Annotated in this window: 17 protein-coding genes; 6 read left to right on the top strand and 11 right to left on the bottom strand. The window is 48.5% G+C overall.

Annotation, left to right across the window (positions count from 1 at the left end):
* Window positions 1-55 precede the first annotated feature (55 nt).
* A complete protein-coding gene (locus AC6I1F_RS06550) occupies window positions 56-850 on the top strand; it encodes a hypothetical protein (RefSeq protein WP_497801683.1) in 795 nt (264 codons plus the stop codon).
* A 121-nt stretch (window positions 851-971) separates the two neighbouring features.
* Window positions 972-1,919, top strand: coding sequence for a DMT family transporter (locus AC6I1F_RS06545; protein ID WP_160336160.1), 948 nt, complete (start codon window positions 972-974; stop codon window positions 1,917-1,919).
* Window positions 1,920-1,969: 50 nt separating this feature from the next.
* Here the strand turns inward: AC6I1F_RS06545 and ribB are convergent, their stop codons facing one another.
* Together ribB and AC6I1F_RS06535 are read right to left on the bottom strand one after the other, a co-directional pair.
* The gene (gene ribB / locus AC6I1F_RS06540; protein WP_160336161.1) at window positions 1,970-2,629 is read right to left on the bottom strand and encodes a 3,4-dihydroxy-2-butanone-4-phosphate synthase; all 660 of its coding nucleotides are present in this window, start codon (window positions 2,627-2,629) and stop codon (window positions 1,970-1,972) included.
* 81 nt (window positions 2,630-2,710) lie between these two features.
* Entirely contained in the window at window positions 2,711-4,024 is a 1,314-nt protein-coding gene (locus AC6I1F_RS06535) for an NCS2 family permease (protein ID WP_497801682.1), read from the bottom strand.
* 225 nt (window positions 4,025-4,249) lie between these two features.
* Between AC6I1F_RS06535 and AC6I1F_RS06530 the strand changes: the two genes are divergently transcribed.
* Window positions 4,250-4,684 (top strand): NifB/NifX family molybdenum-iron cluster-binding protein, encoded by a 435-nt coding sequence (locus tag AC6I1F_RS06530; RefSeq protein ID WP_160336163.1) that lies wholly within the window; start codon window positions 4,250-4,252, stop codon window positions 4,682-4,684.
* Window positions 4,685-4,738: 54 nt separating this feature from the next.
* On the opposite strand, the gene AC6I1F_RS06525 is transcribed toward AC6I1F_RS06530, so the two are convergent.
* Entirely contained in the window at window positions 4,739-4,966 is a 228-nt protein-coding gene (locus tag AC6I1F_RS06525) for an FAD-dependent oxidoreductase (protein ID WP_237178821.1), read from the bottom strand.
* Window positions 4,967-5,166: 200 nt separating this feature from the next.
* Here AC6I1F_RS06525 and AC6I1F_RS06520 point away from each other — a divergent pair, with 200 nt between their 5' ends.
* The gene (locus AC6I1F_RS06520) at window positions 5,167-5,859 is read left to right on the top strand and encodes a Crp/Fnr family transcriptional regulator (protein WP_290373169.1); all 693 of its coding nucleotides are present in this window, start codon (window positions 5,167-5,169) and stop codon (window positions 5,857-5,859) included.
* A 32-nt stretch (window positions 5,860-5,891) separates the two neighbouring features.
* Here AC6I1F_RS06520 and AC6I1F_RS06515 read toward each other — a convergent pair whose 3' ends face one another.
* Genes AC6I1F_RS06515 through AC6I1F_RS06495 form a run of 5 tightly spaced genes read right to left on the bottom strand, consistent with a single transcriptional unit; the run spans window position 5,892 to window position 10,690 of the window.
* Complete coding sequence (locus AC6I1F_RS06515; protein ID WP_160336165.1) at window positions 5,892-6,653, bottom strand: ATP-binding protein; 762 nt, start codon at window positions 6,651-6,653, stop codon at window positions 5,892-5,894.
* A gap of 5 nt (window positions 6,654-6,658) precedes the next feature.
* Window positions 6,659-7,384, bottom strand: a complete 726-nt coding sequence (locus AC6I1F_RS06510; protein WP_497801681.1) for a hypothetical protein — start codon at window positions 7,382-7,384, stop codon at window positions 6,659-6,661.
* Entirely contained in the window at window positions 7,384-8,196 is an 813-nt protein-coding gene (locus AC6I1F_RS06505) for an acyl-CoA dehydratase activase (protein ID WP_160336167.1), read from the bottom strand. The genes AC6I1F_RS06510 and AC6I1F_RS06505 overlap by 1 nt, the downstream gene beginning before the upstream one ends.
* Window positions 8,197-8,222: 26 nt before the next feature.
* Window positions 8,223-9,530 (bottom strand): 2-hydroxyacyl-CoA dehydratase family protein, encoded by a 1,308-nt coding sequence (locus AC6I1F_RS06500; RefSeq protein ID WP_160336168.1) that lies wholly within the window; start codon window positions 9,528-9,530, stop codon window positions 8,223-8,225.
* Between the two features lie 11 nt (window positions 9,531-9,541).
* Window positions 9,542-10,690, bottom strand: a complete 1,149-nt coding sequence (locus AC6I1F_RS06495; RefSeq protein WP_160336169.1) for a 2-hydroxyacyl-CoA dehydratase subunit D — start codon at window positions 10,688-10,690, stop codon at window positions 9,542-9,544.
* 211 nt (window positions 10,691-10,901) lie between these two features.
* Here AC6I1F_RS06495 and AC6I1F_RS06490 point away from each other — a divergent pair, with 211 nt between their 5' ends.
* A complete protein-coding gene (locus AC6I1F_RS06490; RefSeq protein ID WP_251570277.1) occupies window positions 10,902-12,011 on the top strand; it encodes a porin in 1,110 nt (369 codons plus the stop codon).
* 62 nt (window positions 12,012-12,073) lie between these two features.
* Here the strand turns inward: AC6I1F_RS06490 and amrS are convergent, their stop codons facing one another.
* Genes amrS through amrB form a run of 3 tightly spaced genes read right to left on the bottom strand, consistent with a single transcriptional unit; the run spans window position 12,074 to window position 14,293 of the window.
* The gene (gene amrS / locus AC6I1F_RS06485; RefSeq protein ID WP_290372578.1) at window positions 12,074-12,919 is read right to left on the bottom strand and encodes an AmmeMemoRadiSam system radical SAM enzyme; all 846 of its coding nucleotides are present in this window, start codon (window positions 12,917-12,919) and stop codon (window positions 12,074-12,076) included.
* Window positions 12,919-13,671, bottom strand: a complete 753-nt coding sequence (amrA, locus tag AC6I1F_RS06480) for an AmmeMemoRadiSam system protein A (protein WP_497801680.1) — start codon at window positions 13,669-13,671, stop codon at window positions 12,919-12,921. Before amrA ends, amrS begins: the two co-directional genes overlap by 1 nt.
* Complete coding sequence (gene amrB, locus AC6I1F_RS06475; protein WP_251570280.1) at window positions 13,652-14,293, bottom strand: AmmeMemoRadiSam system protein B; 642 nt, start codon at window positions 14,291-14,293, stop codon at window positions 13,652-13,654. Before amrB ends, amrA begins: the two co-directional genes overlap by 20 nt.
* A gap of 210 nt (window positions 14,294-14,503) precedes the next feature.
* Here amrB and AC6I1F_RS06470 point away from each other — a divergent pair, with 210 nt between their 5' ends.
* Window positions 14,504-15,565 carry a hypothetical protein gene (locus AC6I1F_RS06470; RefSeq protein WP_289187528.1) on the top strand — a complete coding sequence of 354 codons (1,062 nt, stop codon included), beginning with the start codon at window positions 14,504-14,506 and terminating at the stop codon, window positions 15,563-15,565.
* The last annotated feature ends 33 nt before the right edge of the window (window positions 15,566-15,598 follow it).

Raw genomic sequence — 15,598 nt, 5'->3', positions numbered from 1 at the left:
ATCCTGGCCTGAGTGCTGAAACTCAGGAAGGAAAATTTTGTTGGAGGAGTTCAAAATGGTTCAAGTACCTGAAGTTTTTACCAAATTCGTAAGTTCTTTTGCCGGATGCATGGGCGGAAATCCTGATGCTCCGATCTGGCTCGTCTGCGACCATTCATTTAAATGTGATCTTCCGACGGCCCCGACCGTCAAGTTTGCTAATCCTCAAACCGATGTAAACAAGCTGCTTCGTCCCCTCCAGTGCGGATGTAAGTTCTCAGAATCCGTTGGTCGTTTGGTGAATGCAATTGTCGGCAATGAACCTTCTCAGGTAGGCAAAGTATTTAGTCCAGCCGGAGAAGAAAAACAGCAGCCCGTCCTGATGCTTTCTGCCTCTCCGGTTTGTATCGGTCTGCTCGAGCCGCAGGCTTGGATCGAGAAACCTGCCGTCAAGACGGATAAAGGCGTCGTCACAATGGCTGAATACACAGGACTGCCGACCTTTAAGGATTTCATCAATTTCTTAATTGAAACCAGAGGCGCGCTCTTCCGTCAGACTGAAGAAGAAAAGTCTCCAAAGATTATCCTTTGCCGCGATATGCTGAAGGCAAATGACTACTTCAAGATGTTCGGCGCAGACCGCACGAATGTTCAGGCAAATGATTTCTTCCTGATGGCGCCTGTTAAGAGAGAAGACGGATCCGTCCGTACGCTTTTGTTTGTCACCGATATGCTTGGTTTCGGCGCGGACAACATGAACTTTGAAAACGAACTCGAACTTCGTCAGGCTGGCGAAGAAATTCGTCACTATGCGCACAATGTGTTCGGTGACGGATGGCTTGGAAATTACGCAGGAGTTTTTCTGAAGTAATACCGAGTAAGTAAATATAGGCTCGATCGGTTCAGTCAGCCGGTCGGGCTATTTTTATGCTCGATTTTGTTTAAGGCCGCTTTACTAAGGCAGAATTACAAAAAAATTAGTGAAGTTGAAAATGTCTCATACCACAGCAGCTGTTAAATTAAATAACGACCAAAGAGCAAAATCGCTTTTTGCGGTTTTGTTAGCCATACTCGCCAGTATTTTTTGGGGCGCTATGGGCGTTTGCGTTCAGTACCTTTTTGAAACATCCGACATTACACCACTAAATTTGGTCTCAATGCGGCTGCTGCTTGCGGGTATCCTGCTGGTTGCGCTAAATCTGGTTTTCGTCAGAAAAAAGATGCTCAGCGTATTTTACGCTCCAAAAGCTGTACTCGGTATTGCGCTGAGCGGGTTTGAAGTTCTATTCTCGCATCTGACGTTCTTTTTTGCGATTTATTATTCCAACGCCGGTACCGGAGCGATTTTTCTTGCACTGGTTCCGCTGCTTGCCGGAATTTATTTATACCTTCGCGGCAAGAAAGGTTTTACTTCTATTGAAGTGCTTTGCTGTGTCATCTCATTTCTCGGAGTTGTTTTTATCGTCTCAAAAGGAGATCTAACCAGTTTTGACTTTAATTGGAATACGGTTTTCTGGGGTCTCGTTTCCGCGGTATTTGCAGTGATTTATTCCATACAGCCTAAGCCGCTCATAGAAAAATACGGCGTAGAGCCCGTGGTGAGCTGGGGTATCTTTGCTGCCGGAATCGCCTCATTTATCGCGCTGCGTCCGATTGATGCGATGCTTTCTTTGACACCAAACAGCTGGCTCGCGCTCGGTTTTATTGTGGTCTTCGGAACGGCTGCTGCGTTTTGGATGTATCTGTACAGCCTTAAATATCTCTCGCCGGTCGTTGTCGGTCTAATCGTTTGTGTTGAACCACTTTCCGCCTTCCTATTCGGCGTGATGTTTATGGATCTGCACTTAGGCCTTTTAGAAACACTCGGTGTCATTATGGTTTTATCCAACGTCGTGATCCTTTCCTGCGTTCCTGCTAAACCTAAATCGGCTGCAAATTAAAAAGCCGCTTCTGTAAGAAAGAAGCGGCTCAGAAAGATGTTTTTGTCCGATTAAAGGTTCTTAGCCTCTCGGTATGTCACGAGGTCTTCAACCGTAATGACCGTCAGATCGTGTTTTCTGGAAAACGCGATCGTTTCAGGAAGTCGGGCCATGGTTCCGTCTTCATTCATGAGCTCGCAGAGCACGCCGCAGGGATTGAGCCCCGCAAGTCGCATCAAATCAACAGTGCATTCCGTGTGGCCGCGTCTTTCAAGGACGCCGCCGGAGCGAGCGCGAAGCGGATAGACATGCCCCGGACGAAGCAGATCTTCGGGTCTGCCTTTGGGATTCGCTGCCGCCTTAATGGTCGTGACTCGGTCTTTAGCGCTAACACCGGTGGTGCAGCCGTGCGCGGCTTCAATGGAAACGGTAAAAGCGGTTCCCTGCGTATTGCTGTTGCTCTGAACCATCTGAGGCAGATCCAGTCGTTTGCAGTCTTCATCACGAAGACAAACACAGACGATTCCGGAGCATTCACGAATCATAAGTGCCATCTGCTTTTCAGTTAGATGGTCCGCAGAGTAAATTAAGTCCGCTTCGTTCTCACGATTTTCATCGTCCAGCACTAATACGCCTTTGCCGGCTCTGAGATCAGCGAGCGCTTTTTCAACGCGTTCAATCGGCGTGCTGCCGAATTGATCAAGAGTAAGTTCTACAGCGGTTTCCAACATTTTTAAACATCCTTTTCAGTAAATCTGTATGTTCGTTATTGTCTAACGAAGCAAGCGCAATTTTATCTAAGTTGGCGCATTTTAGTGAGACACAAGAATGCCGCAGAAAACGACCGCAAGAATTGCCATGGTGAGAGAAATTTCTTTGGCTTTGCCGCATAAAAGCTTGAGCAGCACAAAGCTGATAACGCCAAAACCTAGTCCGGTAGCGATATTGAATGTAAAGGGCATCATGAAGATCGTGAAGAAGCAGGGGACGCCTGTGGAAATATCGTGAAAATTAATTTTCGTCACGGTTCCCTGCATCATCATGTAGCCGACAAGGATCAGCACGCAAGCAGTCGCAAAGGCAGGAACTAGCGTAAGCACCGGCGTAATAAGGAGTGTAAGGACAAAGAACCCGGCCAGAAAAAGCGCGCATAAACCGGTTCTCGCACCCGCCTCGATGCCGACTGCGCTTTCCAAAATAGCGGTAGAGGTTGGTGTGCCGATTAAACCTGCGCCCATCGTCGCGACAGAGTCGGAAATCAGTGCTTTGTCCAAACCCGGGATCTCGCCGCCTTTGCCCATAAATCCTGCTCGGAAGGAGAGCCCGATCAGCGTCGACATATTGTCAAAGAGGTCAACCATAGTAATGGAGAAAAGCACACCGACAATGCCGACGGTCATCATGGTTTTGAAGTCAACTTGGAAAATCGTTTCAGTCGGGAAAATCTTAAAATCGGTGGAGAACATCTTAGAGATGCCGTCGGTGGGCGTTACGCCTAAAGCTATGCCCAATACAGCCACTGCCAGGATCGCGATCAGCATTCCCAGACGCACGCCTTTATGGATCAGAACACCTGCGATAATCACGCCGAGAATTGTCAGATAAGCCTGCGGAGCAAGCATATTGCCGAGTCCGATCATGGTGGACTGGTTCGGTACGACAATCCCGGCATTTTTCAGACCGATAATCATGATGAACGCGCCAATACCGGCAACGATCGCAAGCTTTAGATCCAGCGGTATGGATTGTATGATCGCCTGTCGAACCCTGGTCACGGTAAGCAGGAAGAATACAAAGCCTGAAATAACGACGGCCGCGCACGCCGCTTGCCACGAAAGTCCCATTGCGCCGCAGACGTAATATGCGAAATACGCTGAGATTCCCAGGCCCGGTGCGACCACGATCGGGAAATTCGCGATAAAGGCAATCATAACGGTTCCGGGAATCGCCGCCCAAATTGTTGCCACCGTCGCATCCGCAATCGGCATACCGGCGTCAGAGAGCATGCCGGGAACCACTATAAATAGGTAACAGACAGCAAGGTAAGCCGATATCGCTCCGAGGAATTCGGTTCTTACATTAGATCCTCGCTCAGAGATCTTAAAAAAACGATCAATTGCATTCATTTTACAGAGTTTGACAAGAGGAATTTTTAAAGCCTGATTCTAGTTTCGTTTGATCCCTAAATCCCGAATCAGCTGCTCGGTCTGATACACAAATATTTCAGCCGTATCAATATATAACGGTTCGTTACATTTAATCTTTTTTATAAAATTGGCTTAATTTGTTGAAGCGTCAGTGTTGTTAAAATGGACCGCACGTTTTAACGCTGAATAATTTAGGAGAATTACATGAAATTCGCGACTCCCTACGAGAATGGAGAAATTTGCCAGCATTTTGGCAGAGCGCCTCAGTTTAAGATTTTTAAAGTGACTCCTCAGGGTGTTCAGGAAGCTGTTATTGTGGATACACAGGGAAGCGGCCATGAGGCTATCTCTGAATTTTTAGCAGCACAGGGCGTTCAGGCCGTACTTTGCGGCGGCATCGGGCACGGTGCGCTTATCGCACTTGCGCAGCTTGGTATTGATGTTGTTCCGGGTGTGAGCGGAAATCCCGATGAAGCAATTCAGCAGCTGATTGATGGAACACTGCAGCCTGCCGGGATGGGCTGCGGATGCGGCTGCGGAGGACATGGCCACCATGAACACGGTGAGGGCGGCTGCGGATGCGGCGGTCATGGCCATGATGAAGGTCACGAAGCAGGCGGATGCTGCTGTCATCACTAAGCTTTAGTCTTCATTTATAACCTCGCAACGCATAAGGCCGAGCGAGGTTTTTGCTTATTTAGAGCCAATGGAGCAAGTTAACCGCGAACAATCCTTCGGTAAAGGCGGAAGAGCCACCCACCATGCCGTTTTCTCAAGCAGGATGACTTTCTTGCCGCTTTCAGCGCCTTGAACCGCGGCTGAAAGACCGGCGGAGCTGGCGCCTACCACTAAAATGTCTGTAGTTAATTCATGTTCTGCGGCACAGACCATGGCGCTCAAATAAAGAGAAAGCGCAATCATGCCCGCGGTTTTAACTGTCTCCTTAGGGAATTGAACCTACAGCCAAATGTTATTCAAGTCCGTTTTAGAAGACTGTTAAATATCTGACGCTTCCGCATAGAGGACCGCTTAAAACGCCAACTATTTAACACTTTTATCGGGATATGACTAATTTACATATCTTTCGCTGCTTTGTACTCTCAAACTGTTAGGAGATAAACATGAGACAAATCCTTTTTGGAGAACAGTGGATTCACCCGGAGGCGCCGAAGCTGGTAAAGGAAATTTTCTATGCAAAAGGAAGGCGCACAACACTAAAAAAGGGATCAGAACTGCTTCACGGCGCACCTTCCGGCGAAGTGACGCTTCTGCTCTCCGGAATCTGTCTTTACCGCTTCTGGGATAGTCTCGATAAAGAACATATCATGAGCATTATTCCGCCGGGCCGGACGGTCGGAGATATTGATGCATTCTGCGGCAATATCGCTAATGTCAGCGCCTATATGGCAAAAGGGGGTACCGGGCTGGTGCTGCCGTATCACGTCTGGCACGAATCTATCTCCGCTAATAAAGAAATTCTGGAACAGCAGGCGGTTAACATTGTTGTAAAGCAGGAAAGCCACATTGAAGCACTCCTGGCATGTTTTACACTGGACGTGGAAAAGCGACTGATGGCGCTCTTCCATGCTTTGATAAAAGCATATTACCCGCCAAAACTGGACGACTGGAATCCGCTGCCGTTTTCATTAACCAACGTCTTGATCGCAAAAGTTGTGTCTGCGAGCCGCACTTCCGTTTCGTTAATTCTGAGCGATTGGCAGAGCAGGGGACTTTTTAAAAAAGACGGAAGAATATTCCTGATCCACGGCAATATCTTCCGTCATCTCTATGATTGGTGGGAGGCGGACGCATAAAAAACCGGGTGCAGGACCCGGTTCCGCCTCAATTAGATTTTTTTCCAAATGTCTTGCGCACCCCTAACAGCGGGATTGCTGTCGGGCAGTTCCAAAAGCGTTCTGCCTTCAGAGTCGAATGCTTCAAGCTCGTCATCTCCCGGCACGCACCCGAGAACTTCCAGGTTCAATTCTTTGGCGAATGCTTCTAGCTTGGATACATCGTTCTTAGTGCGGTTAAAGACAACACAGAGTCGCTTGCAGAACGGTAAAAGGCCCTGATCTTTCATCTCTTTAATATGAGAAATGGTCTTCATTCCGCGAAGAGATGAATCGGTCACAACAATCAGAGTGTCGATGTTTTCAACCACCTGACGGTTGATCTGCTCAATGCCCGCTTCTCCGTCGATCAGAATTGTGTCAAATTCACCGGTCAGATATCCGATCGCGCCTTTTAAAAGATCGTTCACAGAGCAGAAGCATCCTTTGGAGTCCATGTGGCCCATTGCAAGGAAAGAAAAATCTTTGCCTTCATCTAAAACCTGGGCGGTTAAATAGTCCACACGGTCGGCAAGTTCTTCCTGAGCCTGTCGGTTGCCTTCTTCAGCGACACGCAGGATTTCGTCGCGAACCGTACCAATCGTTTTGATTGAGCCGCGCCCGAGCGCATAGTGCAGTCCTAGTGCAGGATCCGCATCTACAACCAGCAGTTTGCCCGCGGACTGATCTTCGGTTATGACTTTCGTCAGAAGTGTTGTAAAGGCTGTCTTACCGACGCCGCCTTTGCCGCAAACGGCAATCACTCTTTTTTGCATAGCTACTATTCCTTTTCCGATTCTCGCTGCACTTCACTCAGTCTTCCAATTCTGCGGACATTGGCACAAAGCTTTTTATCCGAACATTTGCCGCAGTGTCCCAGAACATGACATTCGTTAAAGTTGAAGCCGCGCTGCTCCCAGACTTTGGCTTTCAGTGTCTCTGACTTTTTGCTGTAGGTTTCCGCGGATTTTTTAATGCGTGTGTAGGATCCGCTTTCTCCCTGAGTTATCAGAACACCGACTGATGTGACCTCTTGAAACTCGTCCTTGATTCGCTTGCTGAGAAGTTGTGCAAGCCTTAGAAGAGGGCGCTCCGAGAGGAGCGGCGACTTTTTGCTGATGCGAACCCAAAGCTCGTCTTCGCTGCCTTTGACCATAACACCGGTCGCTTTTAAAAATGAGCGGAAATTTTGAACGACTAAATAAAACAGCTCATCATTAAGATTCTTCCCGCTCACGCGCAGATAAAGTCCGAGTTCTTCAGCCTCAATATCTGAGATCAAAGCGGCGGCAAAGTCCGGCGCTGCGATAGTGTCATACTTTAAAAACACTGCCGAGCGGCCGGGCCCCCCAAGATCAATGGCAGCGTCTGAAAGCAGCACGAAGTTCGACTTGGTTTCGAGCGAACGAGCGAAGTCCTCCGAGAGTGTGCCGTCGGCAAAAACGGCACCCTTCAAAAGATCTACCTCTTTCGGATCAGAAACAATAATGTCGATGGCGGCAGTCATTATCCAAGCGCTTCCTGATGATGTTCAAGCGCGAAAAGCGCCGCGCCAAGCGCGCCCATGAGCTGCGGATCAACGCTTAATTCGCCAAGCTTGAGACGCAGACGCTTCTCAAGGTGCTTTCTAAGCGCCTTGTTTCCCGAGCATCCGCCTGTGAGAACAACATCTTCTTCAATACCAACTTTAAATGCCATCCCGTGAATTCGTCTGGCGATAGATTCATGGATGCCGGCGGAGATATCAGAAATTGGAACGTTGCTGTTCACAAGAGAAATAACCTCAGATTCTGCAAAAACACTGCATTGCTTGGAAATGCTGCACGGCATTTTGGATTTCAGCGCCTCTTCAGCCATCTCTTCAAGCGGCATGTCCAGAACACGCGACATGACCTCAAAGAATCGGCCGGTTCCTGCCGAACACTTGTCATTCATCTGAAAGTCGAGCACTTTACCGCTCTCATCAACGGAAATGACTTTGCAGTCTTGCCCGCCAATGTCAATAATGGTTCGAACGGTTGGGCACAGATAGAAAGCACCTTTTGCGTGGCAGGAGATTTCAGAAACTTCATCCGTGTAGCCTTCCAAATTGCTTCTGCCGTAACCAGTCGTCACCATGCAGCCGTCGCTGTTGATTTTGTCAATCAGCTCGCTCCCGGTCATGCCGAGCGCTTTGGCGGCTTCTTCAGCCGCCTTTTCAAACGTCTTGCGCGGTCCGTGGGAGCTTCGGACGATGGAAGAAGCTAAAACCTTCTTATTTTCGTCCATAACAACGATTTTGCCTGTGGTAGAGCCGAGATCGCAGCCGACAAAAATCATTATTAATTCTCCTTGTTCACGTTGTGTTATGCCTTCGAAAGCTTCTTATATCCGTTGGCGCTCAGGAAATTCGAAATATCACTCTTAAGTTTGTCAAACGGAGTGTAGCGCTCGTCAAAGAGCGAAGTTGTAACGGTGAGTACCGGGACCTTCATGTCGCGGCAGACTTTCTTCATAAACTGACCGACTCCTGACTGATCCTTGTGTCCCATATGACCAGAGAAGATCACGACGTCAATGTTGTAGTCGCGGATAGAAGAAGTCAGGTCTTCAACAAAGACGTCGACCCAGCCGCGGCCCTGACGAATCATCGGAACCTCTGCGACGGCTCTGCGGGCTAAGCCAAAGAGCATTGTATCAAGGTTCGTGGTATCAATCTTGGTGTAAGGCGTATTCTGTTGGAACGAGCTGACAATCACTGCGCCCCATTCTTCAGCCAGCCACTGACCAAGCTTATCGCCCCAAAGCGGATTTAAATCCGGCCAGAAGATGCGAACCTGTTCATTCATGACAGGGCCGACTCCTTGTTCCACATTAGCTTTTGCAGCGTCTCTGACCGCAGCCATTACGGCGGTGGATCTCGGATCTCCGCTCGGCAGATGCTGTGTCAGCGCCCAGAAGGCGTCACCGACAGCAAAGGAGGGAAGTGGAGTCGGAGATGCTTTCATCAGGTCATTGACTTCGCGCCAGATTTCATCCTGTTTCATGACTTCTTCAACGACTTCACGCAGCTTCTGTTCTTCGAACTTTGCACCGGTGTGCTTTTCGATAAATGGAATCATTTCCTTGAGCTGTTGGGCTACGTACCGGAAATCCTCGTCGGTATGTCCGTAGCTCGGGTCAATGCAGTAAACCGGAACATCTTTTAAGTAGTCGGTTTGGGCAAACGCCTGATGCAGCATGAGCTGACCGTCACACGGCTCAGTCATAGCGATAAAACAGTTGGGCTTCGGATGCAGACGGTTCTGCATGGAATACACGGCATAGCGAACGAGCGAACAGATCTTGTCATCCAGATTGAACTTGTCGCATTCTTTCGCATCGGCGTAATCCGTGAGTCCTAAGTGAAACATCAGATCAAACACGGGGTTGTAGTAGGCAATGCCCATGGCTGAAAGAATTTCCTGGCAGTTGCCGTACCACGTGCACATGAGAGGCTTGTGGTTGACGGAATGGTCAAGCACCTTCTTGTTGTGATCAAGCATTAGGGCAACAACAGCTTCCTGCGCCGGATTGCGCTTTTCCTGGGGCAGTGTTTCAAAGAACTGAAGGAGTCCCGTCAGACGGTCAATGTACTCCTGTGTTCTTTCGTTACCGGTTACATATTCGGTCATGTTCTTCTCCTTTAAATGTTCTTCTTGTCACAGACGCTTTCAACGAAAGCCTGAACACGCGTGCGGATCTGGCCTTCGCCTTCCGGGTTGTAGTCCACTTCAAGTTCAAGCAGCGGGAAATTCTTCTTCTGCAGGTGATTGCGCATGAGGAATTGCTCAAAGGCCCAAATGTCGCACATAAAGAGACGTGAAGAAATGATGCCGTCAATGCGATAGTTTTCGATCAGCTGATCAAGACGGGCAAGACGCTCCTCATGTGTGCCGAACTGACGAGTGGCCGCAGGTTTCTGCTGGTAGTAGTACTCAATGATCGCTTCAAGCGGATCGCCTTCTTCGCTCACGAGGACATCGCAGGCGCGTGTGCCGAAACTGTCGTTGTCGGCGACAACCACCGCTCCCTGCTGCTCAAGAAGGTCAAAGAACTTAGGATTGTCCGCGTGGCCGCCGGTGTAGAGCAGACGGACTTTGGGTTCAATCTGAGGACCCTGAGCTTTCAAATCTGAGATTAAAGTTCGGAGAAGATCGCTGTATTTATCTCTGGGCATCGAAACGCCGGCCATCATGACCATGGCAAGCTCAGTACCGTCCAGATAAACTTTTTCTTCTTTCTGCAGATCATAGATTTCTTTCTGCAGACGGCGCATTTCATTATGAAGTTTGATGGCTTCGGAAAGCTTTTCTTTGGTTATTTCTACGCCGAAATGCTTCTCTGTCGCTTCGATCAGTTTTTTAATTTCCTGACGATAAAAGTCCTTCGAAAGGTCACTTCTCTTTTTGGGAATATACATGAAGTGATAGGTTTTGTTGTCGGGCAGTGTCTGCCAGTTGTCAAAAATGCGTCTGGCATGGTCGCAGAGATTGTAGAAAACCGCACCGTCTAAAAAGTCCCACTTATCGTCCAGAATTTCATTGAATGTGTTGCGGACATAGTTACAGGTGAGCTGGCGGAAATAGGCTTCAGCCATTTCTGTACCTTCGGACTTAGTGCCTCGAATGTAAACAGGAACTACGCCTGCGGCAGTGATAATTTCTTCAGGAGTTTCCTGGAAAAGAAAACCGCAGGTTTTACCGCCTTTGCGGATAAAGTTTTGAAGTTCGGCATTATAGGGGTTGCTTCCGACTTCAATCAGCGCTTTTAATGCTTGAGATTGGATTGTCATTCGTATATATCTCCTCGTCGTCTATTTGAGGGTTCTGTGAAGACTGCAAAGAAGGTGCTTCATCATCCATATTACGGAGGAGGTTCATACGAAAGTGTTAAGCAGACAACACTTTTCAGCGAAACAGCTTAATACTGTTTAACAGTTAACACTCTTGCAGACGACCTATAAATAAAATGAATCCAATACTCATCCCCCTAGGAGAAAATCAATGAAAAAGACACTTCTTGCAGCAGCCGCTCTTATGGCGATTTCTTCTGTTTCTCAAGCAGCACAAGTCGAAGTTTTCGGCGCGGTTGATGAATTTGTTGCCGTTAATTCAACCGGCGGCAAATGGAAATCCGCTCTGATGTCCGGCGGCGCCGGTGCTTCTCATGTTGGCATCAAAGGTGTTGAGGACCTGGGCAATGGGGTTCAGGTATTCTTCAATCTTGATCAGGCCTTCCTTACAGATGACGGCAGCAAGACTTTCGGCAACGACGGCAGAGCCTTCAGCCGCGAGGCAAATCTCGGCATCCGCGGCAAATACGGTTCATTATCCTTCGGCCGTCAGTACACACCGCACTTCTTAGTCTTTGCAATGTATGACCCGACCGAACTCAGTCTCGGCTCTTCCGATTCTCCATATTTCTTCCCGGGCAGAACATCTGTAACCGGTCAGGACGGAAACCTTGTTCGCTCGGACAACTCCTTTATGTATGTTCTGCCGACAAGCTTCGGTATGACAAACTTCTTCTATGTCTCCCTCGGCGAACATAAGAACGCTGCCGGAAGCCAGAACTCCAACAGCAAAGGCAATATCTATAACTATGCCGCCAAGTTTGACTACGGTAAATTCTCCGCGATGGGAAGTTACTTGTTCCGCAAGTTCAGCCCTGATGGACAGGATGCTTCTTGGAACAATCAATATGTGAACTTAGCCGTAAGTTATGACTTTGGCGTCACAAAGCCGGTCGTTCAGTTCACTAAGAAATTCACTAACGACGAAACGAACTCTGCTAATTTCTGGATGGCTCAGATCGGTACCTCCACACCGCTCTTTGGCGGCAAATGGATGATTTCCGGCTCCTACATGAAGGATCAGACACGTTCGGACGCCGACGCTTGGTCTCTCGGAACGAAGTACGCTTATCCGCTCTCCAAACGCACTCGCATTTACGGCGGTGTTGAAGCGGTCTTCAATGATACAAACGCCGGTTACGCGATTGAAGCCGGCCCCGACAGCTCTCTGCACTTTAACCTCGGCGGCAACGAATACGGTACAGACTACATTGGCGAAAATGCAGTTCAATTCTTTGTCGGTATGAGCCATCAGTTCTAATACAATCAACTGATTGAATCAAAAGGCCCGGGAGTTTCTCTAATTCTCGGGCTTATTTGCGGTTATAAATTGCCGCAATAGACATATTTCAGACGCTTCTTCGCAATGTCCCGAAGTGTAAAGATTGTCCGAGCACTCGTGATCGGAAGATTGTTCCACTGATAGCGCGGGAAAAACCGACTCAGATGCAGCGCGATATCGGGTGAAACCGACGCGATCCATTCTGCCTCTTTTTCCATGAGCGCCGGACTGTCATTGACCGTAGGAATGATCAAGGTGGTGAGTTCCACATGACAGCCGTGTTCAACGGCGTTTCCGATAAAGTCCTTAACGATCTCAAGTTCACCCTTGACGATTCGGTAAAAATCCTCCGAGAAGCCTTTTAGGTCGATATTGAGCGCATCAATATGCGGAAGAACTAAATTCGCATACTTGCGTGTAATGCCGCCGTTCGTCACCACTACAGACTTGAGTCCCGCTTCATGCAGCAGCTGAGAGGTATCCCGAATAAATTCCCAGCAGATCAGCGGCTCGTTGTAGGTGAAAGCGACACCTAAATTACCGGGTTTGCGCCTGCTTAAATCAACCGCTAAATCACAAAGACCTTCTGGTGTGATCTCCCGCGTCGCAATCTCGCGTCCGGCCATCGATATCTCATGATTCTGACAGTAGGGACACCTCAAATCGCAGCCGTAGCTTCCGTATGGCAAAATGAAACAGCCGGGATAAAAGCGGGCAAGCGGCTTCTTTTCTATCGGATCAAGTGCGATGGACGTGCATTGTCCGTAATTAATCGGCATAATTTGCCCGCCGATGTTGCTCCTTGCCCGACAAAAACCTGTCTGTCCGTCTCTCAATCTGCAGAACTTCGGACAGACATCGCATAAGACTTGAGCAGAATTCGTCATTACTGATGCCGTGTCACAGTGAAGCGATAGAGCTGAACCGCTTCGTGAGGAGCGATGTTCGCTTTCTGTTTGGCGATCGCGATTTGCTGCGCGACTGTGTCAACGCCTTCAAGATCGGGCAGGAGAAGGCCTCTTTGATCTCCGTTTTCGACAATCACTCCGTATTTTTTAGTGTTGCGCTCAGATTCTGAGTCAATCTTTTCCGCCGGAGACAGAACATCAACTTTGTACACCAAAGAGGAGAGCTCTTCGGGGCGAACCGGAGGAAATCTTGGATCACGTGTCGCCGCCGATACCGCGTTCGCAATGATTTCAAGCGCGAGATTCTGCTGCGTGGGTTCTGTGGTTCCGATACAGCCGCGAAGCTTTCCATACTCGTGAATAGAAACGAATGCGCCCGCTCTTTGATTTAACAGCTCTGAGGGGAGATCTTTGGGCAGCCCCGCAAATTGATGCGTCCGAACGAATGTTTCCGCACTGAGCCGAGCGAGTTTGACGTACGCATCTTCGTGCTTCATACGCTCTTCTCTTGCTTTGTTCTCAAAAGCGATGTACTGATCTAAATAATTTCGATTCGGATCAGCTTCTCCGCCTTCGAAAGTGGCCACGCCGTATCCGACACCAAAATGTCCTTCATACGAAAGTACATGCGCATCCTCCTTGCGTTTATCAAATGCTCCGGCCATGATGACAAAGGAGCGGTGTCCGCATTCACCTGCTGATTCACAAACTTCAGGCTTGATTTCCATCATGCGCGTCTTCAAGGCATTCCATGATTTCGTTATCAAACTTCGGACCTTCTGCGCTGAAACCGTAAGGACCGTCCTCAGTGAGCTTGTGCGAGAGATCTCCGCTCGCGATGATCGCGACTCTCTTGCCAAGCTGATCAGCGGTCCCGGAAATAGCTTCGCCAAGACGATAGTGATCCGCAATGGAAAGGCCGGAGAGTCCGACGCGGACAATTTCAAATTTGTCCAGATAATCCTTTAAGAAAAGAAGCGGCACAACCGTCGCGTGATCCAGAGCGGGATCTCGTTCACCGAGGGTACCGGCCGGAATGTTCTCCGTTTTACAGCGCTTTTCCAATGCGTCAACAAACACGGAATCGTAGTTCGCTTTGATTGAAGCATTCGGCGCGTTGAAGCGGGATAAATCGCCGCAGGCAGACTTTCCGGGAGAGATATGGAAGTAGTCCGCATACATGACGCTGTGCGGTGTTGCAACGACAACAGTGTCAGGTTTAAAACGAGCTAGAAAACGCATCGCCTGACTATAGGCGTTGATAGTCCTTTGTATTACTTTCTCTTGTCCTTTTCCGACTTCCGGGATGATAAGCGGGGGATGCGGTACCACCACTGCAGCTAACACAGGCATTTCAATTTCCATAGGGACCGGCAAAAAGAGATCCTAATTTAGTTCTTTCCGTCAGATGCCTCACATATTAACTGTCAGAATGAGCAAGCTAATAATCGGTCACGAGATAAATGTTTTTACATTGATTTTCAAAAAGGGTAATCCTGAAGCGGTAGACTCCCGAGGTTTTATTTTTGTCGAGCGATTAAGGTTACTTTTGGGGCTCATCCTTTGAAAAATTTATATCTTCTTAAATATCTGACGATTGTCTGCGTTCCTTTGTGCGCATGTGCCGGAGAGTTTTCTGATTCTTCCAAATATGCCCTGAACCCTGAAGGCGTTGAGTTGGCCAACATCCAGGATGCGCCGTATGTGACCCTTAGGGAGGAACCGGATGAGGGGGAGGATGATCCTTTTCTTCCGATATTCGGCAAAGAAGCGCGTGAGCGCGGTTATGAACTGCCCAATCCGTACGGTATAGGGGGAAACTACATGCATATCCGTCAGGATATCGATGTTAAATCCATTACTTTTGGCGGATTGTCTTTAAAAATCAACAATATTTTCCGTCCAAACAAGCCGACAATCCTCGACATTCCATCCGATCTATTTAAGATTGATGTTCACAGTACGAAGCAGAGAAGCCATACAGAAACGATTCGTGCCGACGCTTGGCTCTTTCCTTTCTTGAATGTGTATGCGGTTGCAGGCAGAACCAAAGGAAAATCCGTCTCTAAGATTGACGTGGGTTCCACCAATCGCTTTGTCAATAACATTATCAAAGGGATCGGCGACATGGACGGGCTGGATTTTGTCCTGAAATTCAAGGGAACCACTTATGGTCTAGGCACAACGCTTGCGGGTGGAGTCGGTAACTGGTTTGGTCTGCTCGATTTGAATTACACGAAGACCGATCTCAATATTATCAAAGGCGACATCAAAGCCTTTACGTTCTCTCCGAGAGTCGGATACCGCTTTACGCTTCCGGCTGCCGAGTCACTCGGACTTCCGCAAAGTAAATTAAATTTTTGGGTTGGCGCAATGTATTACAGCGTGCAGCAGAATTTCCGCGGAAATTTGACGAACTTATCATTCTCGCCCAAGCTTCAGCAGATTATTTCCGCAGTGAACTGGCACGGAAACGGCGAATTCAATGTGGAGCAGCGCATTAAATCGCCTTGGAATATGCTGACAGGCTTCCGTTGGGAAATTACACCGAATTTCAATTGGTCGGTTGAGGCCGGTTATTTGAATAAATTTAGTTTCCTAACTGCTCTGGAGTGCCGCTTCTAAAGTGCAGCAGAGCGTAGTGGAGCTCCTGTTTCA

Source organism: Parasutterella sp. St.1A3 (genome assembly GCF_059728705.1).
Note: the sequence above shows the minus strand (reverse complement) of the source record. Positions and strands in the feature narration are given on the sequence as shown.